Raw genomic sequence first — 14,146 nt, forward strand, 5'->3', positions numbered from 1 at the left:
AAATGCTTAGGCTTCCACTACAGGAATACGAGTTGCATCTCGTTCCACTGTCGTTTTTGGGCGAATTTGCCCACGTTCAGCAGCAAACTGAATATGCGGATCATTCTGTTGTTCAGCTTTTGCATTAATAAAGGTTATAAAACGTTTACGCACTTCAGGATCTTCAATTGCAGTACGCCATTCGTCTTGATAAGTCCCGACAACATGATCCATACGGCGTTCCAACTCAATCGCAAGTCCTAAAGAATCTTCAACCACCACAGCTTTAAGATAGTCCAAACCACCTTCTAGATTGTCACGCCATATCGAAGTACGTTGCAGACGATCTGCTGTTTGAATATAGAACATATAGAATCGGTCGATATAGCGAATTAAAGTTTCAGTATCAAGGTCTGAAGCAAGCAATTCAGCATGACGTGGTTTCATCCCACCATTGCCGCAAACATACATATTCCAGCCTTTTTCAGTGGCAATGACACCAACATCTTTACTTTGCGCTTCGGCACATTCACGAGTACAACCAGAGACTGCCATTTTGAGTTTGTGTGGAGAACGTAAACCCTTGTAGCGGTTTTCTAGGAAGATGGCTAAACCCATTGAATCATCGACACCATAGCGGCACCACGTGCTACCGACACACGATTTAACGGTACGCAGTGATTTACCGTAAGCATGACCTGATTCAAAGCCTGCATGAATCAGTTTTTCCCAAATGTCAGGCAACTGATGCACTTGTGCCCCAAATAAATCAATGCGTTGCCCACCTGTGATTTTGGTATACAAACCATAATCTTTCGCCACTTGCCCAATGGCAATTAAACCTTCAGGGGTAATTTCCCCTCCTGCGATTCGTGGTACAACCGAATAAGAACCATCTTTTTGAATATTGCCCAAGTAATAATCATTACTGTCCTGTAGACCTGCATGAGTGGGTTTTAAAACAAAATCGTTCCAACAGGATGCTAAAATATTCGCTACCGTTGGTTTACAAATATCACAACCTAAACCATGACCATACTGCCCAATCAAATCATCAAAAGTTTTGATTTCATTGATACGAACCAAGTGATACAGCTCTTGGCGTGAATAGGCAAAATGCTCACATAGATGATTATTAACCGTCACACCCTGACGCTGTAATTCAGATTTTAAAACCTGTGTCACCAAGGCTGAACAACCGCCACACGCCGTTGCGGCTTTGGTGCATTTTTTTAGTACACCCAATGAGGTTGAACCCTCTGCAATTGCCGAACAAATATCTGCTTTAGACACGTTATTACATGAACAAATGGTTGCACTGTCAGGCAGTAAATCGACACCACTGCCCCTACTTTTAGATGGTGCATTGGCATAACCCGGCATAATCAAACTTTCAGGGCTTTCTGGAACAGCCAAGCCATTCAGCATCATTTGTAAAAGGTCGTTATATTCTTTGGCACAACCAACCAATACAGCACCCAAAAGTTTAGTTTTTTCAGCATTCACCACGATTTTTTTATAAATCATGGCATCTTCATCTGCATAAAAATAGCTGAGTGCATTCGGCGTCATGGCGTGCGCATCACCGACTGATGCCACATCAATACCCATCAATTTCAGCTTGGTGCTCATGTCTGCACCTAAAAATGCAGTGCTTGTTTGTGACATCACATGCTTGGCTGCAATACGTGCCATGTCATAGCCAGGTGCAACTAAACCATAAATTTTATTTTGCCATAATGCACATTCACCAATGGCGTAAATGTCTTCATCTGAGGTTTGGCAATAATCATTAATGCTGATTCCGCCACGCTCACCCATGTTCAAGCCACTTTGACGCGCCAATTCATCACGTGGGCGAATGCCTGCGGAGAAGAGAATGATGTCTGTTTCAAGCTCTGAACCATCACCAAACTTCATCACATGTGTGGTTGATGTACCCGCTTCAATCGATGATGTGGCTTTTTGGGTATGGACTTTCACGCCTAAATTTTCGATTTTTGAACGTAAAACTTTACCGCCCAAATCATCAATTTGTACCGCCATTAAACGGGGCGCAAATTCCACCACATGGGTGTCTAAATCTAAATCTCTTAATGCGTTGGCTGCTTCTAATCCAAGCAGACCACCACCGATGACCACACCTGTTTTAGCATTTAAACTTGCAGCACGAATAGCATCAAGGTCATCAATTGTCCGATACACAAAGCAATTTTTACGTTCATTGCCCGGAATCGGTGGAACAAAAGCATAAGAACCTGTTGCTAAAATCAATTTATCATAGGCAATCACATCACCATGATTGGTCGTAATGCTTTTATTGATACGATCAATGGCAACCGCTTTGGTGCTTAAACGCAAATCTATTCCATAAGCATCTGCAAAATCACTACGGCATAAAGTTAAATCTTTGACAGATTTTCCTGAGAAATATTCAGTTAAATGCACACGGTCATAGGCTAAACGCGGTTCTTCAGCAAGGATGGTGATTTCCACTTCATCGCCTGCATGCTCAAGCACCGATTCGATAAATTTGTGACCCACCATACCATGACCAATCATGACTAATTTCATTTCAATTCTCCTCAAATCTTCTTATTCTTTTGCGATTAAGCTACGTGATTTTGTTTAGTGCTTTGTGCAAGGCTCTGCTCAAGATTGCGACGCTCAAGAACAGCGGCTTCAAACAGTTTTTGCTCTTTTTCTTTATGCTCAACCGAGAAGCGAATCATCAGGACACAACTTGCAGCGATCACCACCAAACTACCCAACACCATCAGTGTGGTCTGAATATCAAGCATTCCTTTAAGTAAGAAACCTGCTGCCACTGCACCGACGTTTCCGCCTGCACCAATAATGCCTGCCACGCCACCTAAAGCATCACGGTCAATGAAAGGTACTAAGGCATAAGTTGCGCCACATGCCATATGCGTGAATAAAGCAAAAACAGTCATTGCGAGGATGGCAAATACAGCAGTATTCATTTGAGAGAAGACCACCAAAAATACACCTTCCATCAAAATCATCAGGAAAAGCACTCTAGTACGACCATCCAAACCTTTTTTTGTTGCCACTTTATCTGAAACAATGCCACCTAAAGCACGGGCAAATAAGGCAAGTAAACCGAAAATCCCTGCTGCTAAGCCTGCTTCTTTTAAACCAAACTGAAAATTATCGACGTAGTACAAAGCAATAATATTATGAATAAAGATTTCGATACCGAAACATGCCGCATACGCCCCAAAAAGAATCCAAACGCGGTAATTACGTGCAGCGTGCATTAAAATCGCTATGCCGCCTTTTTTATCACTGCCGACTTGAATACCTTGTACACGTAATTCTTTAAAATCGCCTTGTGGACAATCTTGCGTAAATTTCCAATACATCACACCAACAATCAGCATCAATACGCCCGGCACAATCAGCGCAATTCTCCAACCCATTGCCTGTTCAACACCAAACATCACTAAAGCTGCTAACATTAAGGGCATTAAAGCCTGTGTCGCACCACCACCTGCATTTCCCCAACCTGCTGTGGTTGCATTTGCTGTTCCCACGACATTCGATGCAAACATAATACTTGTGTGATATTGCGTGATCACAAAACTGGCACCAATTGCACCAATGAGTAAGCGGAAAAATAAGAAGGATTCATAACTGTTGGCAGATGCCACGCCAAACACAGGAATACTGCCGATGATTAATAGTGCAGTATAGGTTTTACGTGGCCCGTATTTATCACAAAGTGGACCAACAATCAGACGAACTAAAATGGTAATCGCAACTGCTGCAATATTAATATTAGCAATTTGATCTTTAGTGAGATGAAATTCACCTGCAATCACTGGCATCAGCGGTGCACAGGCAAACCATGCAAAGAAACAGACAAAAAAAGCGAGCCAACTCATGTGGAAGGCTCGCATCGCTGCGCTGTTAAAGTTAAAAAGGTTTATTTTTGTGGCTTTTTTAGCATCTAAATTTGAAGACATAACCTTCTCCTACCTGAACTGAACGTATTGGTTTTCTGCGGTGCAAATATTGCATTCACAGATCGATCAGAGCGGACGTCGTTGGCCGTCTTACAAATTTTATGAGAGTCGTCTTTGACTCGAAATAGATAATGCACTTAGTGTGCCAATACTTTAAATATAATTTTAATTATTTGATTTTTATATATTTATTAATTTTTTATTTTCTTAAACTCTATTTTATAGTTATTTAAGATACTTAAATTAAAATGATGATGACTTTTAAAATGCTTTGTTAATGTTCATCTTGCGCTAATCAAGTGCATCATGATGATGCATACCCCATAAGCCATTATTTTTCATAATTTTATATATTTATATATTTTGTATAAAATCTTTTATTTAAGCTTTATATTATTGAAATATATAACGAATACTCTATCCATCCAAATAAGCGCTTAAGGTTTATAAGAAACAGTATGATTGGCATCTTATTTGCTTGTTTATAGCTATAATTTTTTAAGTTTCAGCCATTTTCCAATGCCAAAACTAAAAATAGCTTTAATTGATGACGATTTGGATCGGGCGCAGTACATCAAAAAATCACTGATCGAACATGACTTCGAAGTCGTAGCATGCCTAATAATTGATCATTTAAATATGTTCGATCTACAACAATTACATGCAGATGTGATTTTACTGGACATGGATCATCCACATCGAGACATCATTGAAAGCTGTGTCAGTCAGTTTGATTTACCTACTGTCTTATTCACCAAGAATAGCCATAAAGATACGATTAAAAATGCCATAGATGCAGGAGTCACTGCGTATATTGTGGATGGTATTGATCCAAGTAAATTGGAAAGTATTTTAGAAATTTCCATTGAACAATTCAAAAAACATAAAAAATTAATGACTGATCTTGAAGATACTAAAAATAAACTAGCTGACCGCAAAGATGTCGAAAAAGCCAAAGTTTTACTGATGCAATTACATAGCTTAAACGAAGAACACGCTTTTCAGTTATTGCGTAAAAATGCCATGAGCCACCGTATGACCATTGGTGAAATGGCTCGTCGTTTACTAGACGCTCAACAACTTTTACAAAATCAATTGAAGGATTAGATGATGACAGATTTAGAAAAAACCAAAATCCAAATCGGCTATATTCCTTTACTCGATTGTATTGCAATACTTTGGGCAAAACAGCAAGGTTTTTTTGATGAACTGGGATTAGAAGTCAGTTTAATCAAAGAAGCTTCTTGGGCAAGCTTAAGAGATCGTTTGGCTTTTGGCATTTTAGATGTTGCCCATTGTTTATCAGCCATGTTACCTGCAGCAGCGTTAGGTGAGGATCAACTCGGTATTCCACTACAAACCAATTTAGTCTTGAGCCAAAATCGTGCTTTTATTTCACTCAGCCAAAAGCTTTGTCATCAACTCAATATTTCTCACCAAGATTCTGCTGAACAATCTGCGCAAAAAATTGTTCTAGCCATGAAAATTGGACAGAAGATACGATTGGCAAATGTATTTAAACAATCTATACACCACTATTGTCTACGACAATGGCTAGCACTTGCAAATCATGAGACTGCTCAACAATGCAACCTCATAACACTTCCCCCACCCTATATGGTCGAAGCCATTTCTAAACACTTAATTGATGGTTTCTGTGTTGGAGAACCTTGGAATACTCAAGGGGAATTAGCAGGTATCAGCCAACTCATCATTTCAAGTCAGGAAATTATCCCTGACATCGCAGATAAAGTTTTAGCTTTCACTCAAGACTGGGCCACACAACATCCAAATACACTTAAAGCCATTACCCAAGCAATTGTTAAAGCTCAACAAGAGTTAAAAAATATGGTTGATTTTGATGAGGTTTGGCAACTATTAATTGAATTTAATATCATTCAATTCCAATGCTCAGAAAGCCTTTATGTAGAGAAATATTATTCCATTCAAAATATCATTCGTCATTTAGTCAAAGATTCTGCAACACCTAAAATAGATGATTTTTATTGGCTCATTGAACAAATGATCAAATGGGATGACGTTACTTTAAAACCTGCTGAAATAACACGTATTGCTAAAAGTTGTTATTTGACGCCATCTTAAACATAAACTTTAAGTATTAAATACGACTTTTTTGCATAAAACTATCATTAGGGGCTTATCCAATATAATTCTCAAATAAATAAGCCTGCACCTAATTGGTCTTCCTACATGAGCACTATACTGTGCAAGTCTGATCAATAAAGGAAACATCTCCATTTGGTTTGATCCTACCACCCAATGGTATGCCCAGACAAAAGGACAAAATCAAACTTATTCTGATGCAGCTATTCAATATTAGCTCATGATTAAATCTCTATTTCGACTCTCTTTATGTATGGTCACAAGCTTTCTTCAAAGCCTTATTAAACTATGTGGTTTGAATTGGGCAGCGCCAGATTATTCCACCCTCTATAGAAGACAAAAGCATATTGATATTGCGATTAGTTATCAAAAAAGCAGTGATGGACTTCATCTACCCGTCGATTCCACCGGCTTGAAGTTTTTAAGGTGAGAGAGAATGGAAACATAAGAAGCATCAGCCTGAATATCGTCGCCAATGGCGTAAATGCTAAAACCCTGCAAATACGCGCTGTTCAGTTGACTACAAACAATGTCAGTGATTCACAGGTGCTCGAAGATTTATTTGATCAAACTCCACTATCCTTAATCATAGTCGGTAGCCAAAAGTTGAAACCATAGTTGCCGCAATATGTTGCAATGGCTAAAAATGCAAGTAAGTATATACGTGCATCAGACATATACCCGAATTTAATATTAGTGTGCTGATTAATAACGTGCCAATCCAAGTTACGCCAGTCTGTTATGAAAAATTGAAAGCTAAATTCCGTACTTTCAAGAAAAAAGTAAAGCACAAAAATAAAGTTAAAAGCAGTATTATTTAGACAAAGAAACCGCAAATTTTCTATCCAATTTTAAAAAAACAACTATAGCCCTGAAGAAAATATCATTGAGTATTTAGTCAAAAAAATGAAAAACAAGAATTAGATTCTGAACATCTAAACAAACTAGACAAATCAGCTATACATATTAAAAATTTGAAAAATGAATTAGCCGATTATAAAAAAATATCAGCCAAAATTGAAAATGATGCGCTACTCTTACAAACTCATATCAAGGAATTAGAAAATCTCTTAGCTAGAGCATATTTTTTAAATGAATTATTTAAAGAAACCCTACAAGAACACAAAGTTGAATTCCACCACCCTCTAATTGATGATGAAACTACTGAAAAGTATAAATTTTAAATAAGAAATAATTTACAAATTTATTTAAAATGAAATGTACTAAGTAAACCTGTACTAGTTCAAACTTGATCTGACAGTTATCCATTATTGTATCTGTCAGTTTGTTTGTAGTCTTTCTTATACCAATTAATTGAATCTCACATAATGAATTATCTAATCTAGTCTTTTTTAGTCTATTTCAATCCAAAATTTTATGTAGATTATTATATGAGACAAAAGTATAGACATAAAAAAATCCCTTGTAATAATACAAGGGATTTTAGATATTTGGCGGAAGCGGTGAGATTCGAACTCACGGAGGACTCACACCCTCGTCGGTTTTCAAGACCGGTGCATTAAACCGCTCTGCCACGCTTCCAATGGCGGCTATCATATAAATAAAATACCCACTTGGCAAATACTTTTATATTATTTTGATACTAAATGTTCAAAATAAAAACAAAAAAGCTTAATTTCCTAGAACTTCAGACTTGTCATAAAAAATTGAATTGATATACCACTGCTTTTTACCCAAAGGTGTCGTCACTTCAACCTCATCATTTACTTGTTTTGACAATAATGCTCTCGCTATAGGTGAATCAATTGAAATATGCTGTGGATGGTGGTCATAAATTTCATCTACCCCCACGATTCTTAATTTTTTTTGTTCACCCAGCTCATTTTCAATCTCAACCCAAGCACCAAAATAAACCTTCCCATCTTGCTCTGGTGAAAAATCGATAATTTTAAGCTCTTCTAAACGCTTGCCTAAGTAACGCACTCGGCGATCAATTTTTCTTAAAAGCTGTTTATTGTAGTGATAATCTGCATTTTCACTTCGATCACCGAGGCTCGCTGCCCAGTTCACTTTCTTGGTTACTTCAGGACGTTCTTCATGCCATAAATGCTGTAATTCTGCGACTAATTTATCATGCCCAGAACGTGTGATTAAGTTAGATTTCATGATCAAAACTACAATTAAAATGACGACGGATTACAACTCGATATATTTTATACACCATTTGTATACGCCTCGCGACACAAAATAAATTAACAATATAAATCAATAAATTACATCAAGCACCAATACAATATTCTGTACAAAATTTGACAATTTTATTTTTCGCCTTTATTATCTGCGCATGTTTTAGCTTATTTATTTCTCAATTCTGTAGTTTTACTACACAATATCCATATGTCATTTTGAATGACGTTCATGAATGCCCACCCTTATTGAATTTATCAACTTGAAAAAGTCTAGGCAGCTTTTGCTTCGATTTTGTAGGGCACTAAATTACTTGTAGCGGAGACAACATGCGCAGTAGTTCACTTTCTGGGTCGAGGCGTTGCCTTAACTCTATTTTTAACTCTCTCCCCCTAAAAACCTTGATTTTATCCACCGCATTAATTCCTTTCTATAGTATTAATGCAAGTAAAACCAATCAATATAACGCCGTAGTTAATTCAAGTAAATTGACCGTTGTTGCTGTTGCCAATCCGAGCATTGTATTTAAGGATGGACAATATAAACATGGATTTGCATATGATTTAGTCAATGACTATGCACAAAACTTGAATGTTAAGTTAGATTTTAAAACTGTCCCAGATAATGCCACGGCATTAAAAATGGTTGCACAAGGTCAAGCTAACTTTGCAATCACCACGGCAACAATGCAAACTGTTGAAGCGAAGCAATTAACTTCATTCTCAGCAACGTGTGGTGATTTTACTAGCCTGAAAAAAAATGGCTTAAATACCGAATTAAACTGGGTATTTAAACATGCAGATGACCCTCTTACAGCAACGGCGAGTGGTTTTGTTTGTCAAAGCAAACAAAATGGGACCATTCAGCAACTGGCTTCTTTTTATAACCGTAACGTGGTTAAAAAAGATGATTGGAATATCATCCAACGCGATTTAAGTAATCGTATGCCAATCTATCAGGCGAGCTTTAAAAAGACCGCTCAACAATATAATCTCGATTGGCACTTTCTTGCAGCAATGGGTTATCAAGAATCATATTTAAAACCAGACTCTGTTTCTCCCACAGGTGTCCGTGGCATTATGATGTTAACCAACCAAACGGCTAAAGCCATGGGTGTGAGCAATCGTACTGATCCTGCACAAAGTATTCAGGGTGGTGCTAAATATTTTGATATGATGCTGAGCCGATATTCTCATATTCCGAATCCTGACCGTCATTGGTTTGCTCTAGTGGCTTACAATATGGGTCCAGGTGCTGTGGATGGCGTTCAAAAGCGGATTAAAGCTCAAGGTAAAGATCCAAATAATTGGATAAACTTTTATGAGTATTTAACCCGTAATCAAGCACAAAATGGTCGTTATAAACAAGCAATTCACTATGTGACACGTATACGTGCGTATTTAGAACATATTAAAAGCGATCCTAAATTATTAGAAATTTAGACTGACGCTGTTACTCAATATGCAAAAAAAAAAGCTTAGCGATTTCCGCTAAGCTTTTTTTGTTTTAAGGGTAATTAAGCAGTATGCTCAAGTACTTTCTTAAATAAATCTTTTTGTTCTTGGCTAGGCTTAGCTGTTTGTAAAGCCATCAATTGTGACATATCACCTTGAACTTTAATTTTGCCTGTCATAAATGCTTGCATTGCAGCAGCCATGTCAAACTCTAAGAATACTTTACGTAAAGTATCAGCATCCATATTCAACGTAGTTTTAGCGTTTGCAGAAGTACCTTTAACGATTTTACCGCCATCTAAAGCTAGCTCTTTGTTACCGTCTGCATCGACAACGACTAAATTAATCGCTAAACCAGCCAATGCAGGTGGCAAATTTAAATCGCCAGCATCAGCCGTTAATTTTTCGACAGTTGAAAACCAATCATCAGTTAAAAATGCAGGCATGTTCATTCCTCAAATTATTTATTCAGTGTGTTGTCTATCCGAACAACATTATATGGTGAAGCATTTTCGCTTGCCCATTGTTATAGCACGATAATTTTAATTTAGGCTAAACTTTTTTGTACGCGCTGTTCATTCATTATTGATTTTATCGTTATCTTTTTTTTAATTAGGTACTCAATCAATATGAGTACCTAATGTGCTCAAAAAATTGGCAAAAATGATCAATCCGCAGATAAACTCAAATTCACCACATCTAAACGATTTTTCAGTTCAACACTGTCAGATTTCATATCAAATTCACGTTGTGCATCTAACGCTTCAAAATCAAATAAATCACGATCTGCCAATTGTGATGGAGATACATTTTGCATCGCACCAAAAATACTGTGTAGTCGCTTCGGATGTTGTTTATCCCATTCACGTAACATGTCATTAATAATGGCACGCTGTAAGTTTTCCTGAGAACCACACAAATTACATGGAATAATCGGGAAATGACGTAATTCAGCATATTTAATAATATCTTTTTCTTCCACATACGCCAGTGGACGAATCAAGATATTCTTTTTATCCGTTGAAAGTAATTTAGGTGGCATCGCTTTTAAGCTACCACCATGAAATAAATTCAAGAAGAATGTTGCCATGATGTCATCACGGTGATGACCCAACGCCACTTTGGTTGCCCCAATTTCTTGAGCAAAACCGTAAAGTGAACCACGACGTAAGCGCGAACACACCGCACAGAATGTTTTACCTTCAGGCGTGAGTCGTTTGGTGATGGTATAAGTATCTTTTTCCAAAATATAATAGGGAATATTGTTCTCTTCCAAATATCTTGGCAAAACATCTTCAGGGAAACCCGGTTGCTTTTGATCTAAGTTGACAGCCACGATCTCAAAATTGATCGGTGCGATACGCTTAAATTGCAACAAAATATCCAACATGGTGTAACTGTCTTTACCACCAGACACGCAGACCATGACTTTGTCACCTTCTTCAATCATTTTATAATCACGAATAGCGTGACCAACCTGACGACGAAGTTTTTTCAATAAGCGATGATATACCGAACTTGTTGGCAATTCTGGTTTAAAATTAAATCCTTGTTCGGACTCAACTGGCGAGTACATAGACGAATTAACCATAAAAAAAATACTGCGTAATTTTAGCTGATTCGTTCCTTAATCGCATCTAAAGAATTTTTATTTTTACAACTTAAATTGACTTCGTCATCTTCCCGTCTTGTTAAACGATTAAAAAAGAACGCAGCTGTTCATTTTTCACACCAATCGCTTATCTTTTGGACTTTTCCACAGTTTTCCACAAAAGCTGTGGATAAAATTGTGGATTCTTTGGGGCTTGACAAAGAATACTCCCGTTACAATGGGCTTTCCATTTAAATTGATCATTTTTTAACCATCATTTTATATTAATATTTTTCAACAACTTAACCAAGTCAAGCAATGCTTATAAAAAATAAATTAATATTTTTTTTGCTTAATATGCCAACGATTAAGACTTGATTTTTTTTATTTGTATTGTTAAAAAACAATTCACAGTTTTGCTAACTACAATAATTTGCTAAACTCAAAATATATGCGTGAATGACTCTATAAATTACTACAATGAAAATATTCTTAAAAAGCTCACTATTTTGTATTTTCGGGGGATTGAGTATTACATCATTCTCAATGCATACGCTTGCCGGTCAAACAATCTACCAACTTCAAGATTCTAACGGCACCACACTTCTCACCAATAAAAAAAGTAAATACGGTAATTTAAAAGTCGAAAAGAAAACCTATTATCCTGATAGTAATATGCATAGTTATAGCAACTGGGGAGCATCTGAAGCCTCTGTGTTGCCGAGTTATAGTCGAAGCAAAAATGCATTTGATCACATTATTCGTCAAGCCGCGCAAATGCATGGTGTTTCTGAAGGTTTAATTAAAGCAGTCATGCATACGGAGTCAGGCTTTAACTCCAATGCTCGCTCACCTGTCGGTGCACAAGGTTTAATGCAATTGATGCCTGCCACGGCACAGCGTTTCAAAGTATCCAATGCCTTTGATCCACAACAGAACATTTTTGGCGGTGCCAAATATCTGAGTTGGCTGTTAAAACGGTTTAATGGCAATACTCAATTCGCTTTAGCGGCGTATAATGCGGGTGAAGGTAATGTCGATAAATATGGTGGCATCCCTCCATTCAGAGAAACTCAAGATTATGTCCGCCGTGTTTCTAGTCGCTACTCCAATTTATATTCGAGTGGCTTAGGTCAAGTCAGCAATAATTCCTCAACTGGACAAATAATTGCCCAATCCAATCAAGAGAACTCAAACTCGAATAATGATATGGCGAGCACTCAACGAGAAACCTCACAAACCAAACATAAAAATAGCTCGATAACTCCAGCAAAATATTCGCAACGAAACATTGTTGTTGCCTCTGATGGTACTTTTACCGATGCACCATCAGGCTCATATTCGACTAGCCATGCTACCGCTTCAGCTCACATCACAATTTCTAATTAAATTCTATTTTCAAGCATCGATTTTTACGATTGTTGTTGAATTTTTTAGAGACAGACCGCATATTAAATAAATGATTTATGCTCTATAAATCGAATTATTAAATATTTTATAAGAGGAATTACTCGATGATGCGGATTGGTTTGTTTTTGCTAACCAACCTCGCGGTTCTGGTTGTAGCTGGCATAATCCTATCTTTATTAGGTGTTGGTAGTTACCACGGCGCTGGCGGTCTAAAATTAGGCAACCTGATGGTCATCTGTTTGGTCTTTGGTATGGCGGGATCACTGATCTCGTTACTCATGTCAAAATGGATGGCAAAGAAAACCACAGGTACTGAGCTGATTGACCCGAATGCTCCACGTAGCCAAGCCGAAGTTTGGTTATTACAAGAGGTTGCTCAATTATCTCAACGTGCTGGCATTAATATGCCTGAAGTGGGTATTTTCCCATCATATCAATCAAATGCCTTCGCGACAGGTTGGAATAAAAACGATGCGCTCGTTTCTGTCTCAACTGGTCTATTAGAACGCATGAATAAAGATGAATTGCGTGCAGTACTTGCCCATGAAATCGGTCACGTTGCCAATGGCGATATGGTGACACTTGCACTTATTCAAGGGGTAGTCAATGCATTCGTAATGTTCTTCGCACGTATTGTCGGTGATTTTATTGACCGTAACGTTTTTGGTCGTGAAGATGGCGAAGCACCTGGATTGGCTTATTTCGGTATCACCATCGTATTAGATATTGTCTTTGGTATTCTGGCTTCTGCCATCGTGATGTGGTTCTCACGCCATCGCGAATACCGTGCAGATGAAGCTGGTGCACAATTGGCGGGGAAAGACGCCATGATTTCTGCGTTATTACGTTTACAAGCAGAATCTGACATGCCTGATCAAATGCCAAAAGAAATGAAAGCCTTTGCGATTGCTGAAGGTAAAGAACAAGGCTTCAGTTTGGCTGCTTTATTCCAAACACATCCAAGTATTGAACAGCGTGTTGCTGCATTACGTCAACTTAACTTACCTTAATAAAAGTTAATTGATGTTCAAAATAATAAAGTCTCCGGTTGGGGACTTTATTATTTTAAGCTGATTGTTTTAATTGAATACAACGCAATAAACTTCCATTCAGATCAATCACACAGAACAGATCAATTTCATTTAGGTGTTCAATGTTCGTGATTTTAGCATTGGGATATTGTGCCCAATCCAAACCACACCATTGATTAAATAACAATGCCAAATCCTGTGTGCGAATACAGGCACTAAACCATGAGTCTTTTGAATCGAGCTGAGGATGATGAAAGAATTCCAGTTGCAAAGACCCTCTTTGCATAATCATCCACTCTTGAGATTGATCGCTACATTGAAAACCTAAAAATGCATAAAACTGGCGTGTTTGATCAAAATCAATGGCTGGTAAATTTGCTGAAATATAATCTTGCATGCTTGCTAACTCTATATTTTATT

At 37.6% G+C, this 14,146-nt stretch carries 12 protein-coding genes, 1 tRNA gene and 1 pseudogene; 7 read left to right on the top strand and 7 right to left on the bottom strand.

Annotated features, from left to right (window positions below):
- Positions 1-6: 6 nt before the first annotated feature.
- Together nirB and B9T28_RS08310 are read right to left on the bottom strand one after the other, a co-directional pair.
- Positions 7-2,553, bottom strand: a complete 2,547-nt coding sequence (nirB, locus tag B9T28_RS08305; RefSeq protein ID WP_086203521.1) for a nitrite reductase large subunit NirB — start codon at positions 2,551-2,553, stop codon at positions 7-9.
- A gap of 35 nt (positions 2,554-2,588) precedes the next feature.
- Positions 2,589-3,968, bottom strand: coding sequence for an MFS transporter (locus B9T28_RS08310; RefSeq protein ID WP_086203522.1), 1,380 nt, complete (start codon positions 3,966-3,968; stop codon positions 2,589-2,591).
- Positions 3,969-4,487: 519 nt separating this feature from the next.
- On the opposite strand from B9T28_RS08310, the gene B9T28_RS08315 reads away from it, so the two are divergent.
- The 4 genes and pseudogenes from B9T28_RS08315 (at position 4,488) to B9T28_RS08330 (ending at position 7,276) form a co-directional block, all read left to right on the top strand.
- On the top strand, positions 4,488-5,075 hold the full coding sequence (locus tag B9T28_RS08315) for an ANTAR domain-containing response regulator (RefSeq protein WP_086203686.1): 588 nt from the start codon (positions 4,488-4,490) through the stop codon (positions 5,073-5,075).
- A 3-nt stretch (positions 5,076-5,078) separates the two neighbouring features.
- Entirely contained in the window at positions 5,079-6,071 is a 993-nt protein-coding gene (locus tag B9T28_RS08320; protein WP_086203687.1) for an ABC transporter substrate-binding protein, read from the top strand.
- 108 nt (positions 6,072-6,179) lie between these two features.
- Positions 6,180-6,671: pseudogene (locus B9T28_RS08325) on the top strand (IS5 family transposase); the annotation flags it as partial.
- Positions 6,672-7,066: 395 nt separating this feature from the next.
- Entirely contained in the window at positions 7,067-7,276 is a 210-nt protein-coding gene (locus B9T28_RS08330) for a hypothetical protein (protein WP_086203523.1), read from the top strand.
- Between the two features lie 268 nt (positions 7,277-7,544).
- On the opposite strand, the gene B9T28_RS08335 is transcribed toward B9T28_RS08330, so the two are convergent.
- Positions 7,545-7,634, bottom strand: a tRNA-Ser gene (locus tag B9T28_RS08335).
- Positions 7,635-7,724: 90 nt separating this feature from the next.
- Complete coding sequence (gene greB / locus B9T28_RS08340; protein WP_086203524.1) at positions 7,725-8,219, bottom strand: transcription elongation factor GreB; 495 nt, start codon at positions 8,217-8,219, stop codon at positions 7,725-7,727.
- Positions 8,220-8,569: 350 nt separating this feature from the next.
- Between greB and B9T28_RS08345 the strand changes: the two genes are divergently transcribed.
- A complete protein-coding gene (locus B9T28_RS08345) occupies positions 8,570-9,682 on the top strand; it encodes an MltF family protein (protein ID WP_086203525.1) in 1,113 nt (370 codons plus the stop codon).
- Between the two features lie 74 nt (positions 9,683-9,756).
- Here the strand turns inward: B9T28_RS08345 and B9T28_RS08350 are convergent, their stop codons facing one another.
- Positions 9,757-10,140 (bottom strand): SCP2 sterol-binding domain-containing protein, encoded by a 384-nt coding sequence (locus B9T28_RS08350; protein ID WP_086203526.1) that lies wholly within the window; start codon positions 10,138-10,140, stop codon positions 9,757-9,759.
- A 221-nt stretch (positions 10,141-10,361) separates the two neighbouring features.
- Complete coding sequence (gene ttcA / locus B9T28_RS08355; protein WP_086203527.1) at positions 10,362-11,270, bottom strand: tRNA 2-thiocytidine(32) synthetase TtcA; 909 nt, start codon at positions 11,268-11,270, stop codon at positions 10,362-10,364.
- Between the two features lie 561 nt (positions 11,271-11,831).
- On the opposite strand from ttcA, the gene B9T28_RS08360 reads away from it, so the two are divergent.
- Both B9T28_RS08360 and htpX read left to right on the top strand, forming a co-directional pair.
- Positions 11,832-12,674, top strand: a complete 843-nt coding sequence (locus B9T28_RS08360; RefSeq protein WP_434057128.1) for a lytic transglycosylase domain-containing protein — start codon at positions 11,832-11,834, stop codon at positions 12,672-12,674.
- Between the two features lie 125 nt (positions 12,675-12,799).
- The gene (htpX, locus tag B9T28_RS08365; RefSeq protein ID WP_086203529.1) at positions 12,800-13,705 is read left to right on the top strand and encodes a protease HtpX; all 906 of its coding nucleotides are present in this window, start codon (positions 12,800-12,802) and stop codon (positions 13,703-13,705) included.
- 55 nt (positions 13,706-13,760) lie between these two features.
- Here htpX and B9T28_RS08370 read toward each other — a convergent pair whose 3' ends face one another.
- On the bottom strand, positions 13,761-14,123 hold the full coding sequence (locus tag B9T28_RS08370; protein ID WP_086203530.1) for a DUF8817 family protein: 363 nt from the start codon (positions 14,121-14,123) through the stop codon (positions 13,761-13,763).
- Between the last annotated feature and the right edge of the window lie 23 nt (positions 14,124-14,146).

This window comes from Acinetobacter silvestris, assembly GCF_002135235.1.
Lineage (GTDB): Bacteria > Pseudomonadota > Gammaproteobacteria > Pseudomonadales > Moraxellaceae > Acinetobacter > Acinetobacter silvestris.

Excerpts from the sequence above, each read along its gene's own strand:
- B9T28_RS08345 (WP_086203525.1), top strand. The coding sequence starts at position 8,570 with ATGCGCAGTAGTTCACTTTCTGGGTCGAGGCGTTGCCTTAACTCTATT.
- B9T28_RS08310 (WP_086203522.1), bottom strand. The coding sequence starts at position 3,968 with ATGTCTTCAAATTTAGATGCTAAAAAAGCCACAAAAATAAACCTTTTT.
- B9T28_RS08360 (WP_434057128.1), top strand. The coding sequence starts at position 11,832 with ATGCATACGCTTGCCGGTCAAACAATCTACCAACTTCAAGATTCTAAC.
- greB (WP_086203524.1), bottom strand. The coding sequence starts at position 8,219 with ATGAAATCTAACTTAATCACACGTTCTGGGCATGATAAATTAGTCGCA.
- B9T28_RS08320 (WP_086203687.1), top strand. The coding sequence starts at position 5,079 with ATGACAGATTTAGAAAAAACCAAAATCCAAATCGGCTATATTCCTTTA.
- ttcA (WP_086203527.1), bottom strand. The coding sequence starts at position 11,270 with ATGTACTCGCCAGTTGAGTCCGAACAAGGATTTAATTTTAAACCAGAA.
- B9T28_RS08315 (WP_086203686.1), top strand. The coding sequence starts at position 4,488 with ATGCCAAAACTAAAAATAGCTTTAATTGATGACGATTTGGATCGGGCG.
- htpX (WP_086203529.1), top strand. The coding sequence starts at position 12,800 with ATGATGCGGATTGGTTTGTTTTTGCTAACCAACCTCGCGGTTCTGGTT.
- B9T28_RS08370 (WP_086203530.1), bottom strand. The coding sequence starts at position 14,123 with ATGCAAGATTATATTTCAGCAAATTTACCAGCCATTGATTTTGATCAA.
- B9T28_RS08350 (WP_086203526.1), bottom strand. The coding sequence starts at position 10,140 with ATGCCTGCATTTTTAACTGATGATTGGTTTTCAACTGTCGAAAAATTA.
- nirB (WP_086203521.1), bottom strand. The coding sequence starts at position 2,553 with ATGAAATTAGTCATGATTGGTCATGGTATGGTGGGTCACAAATTTATC.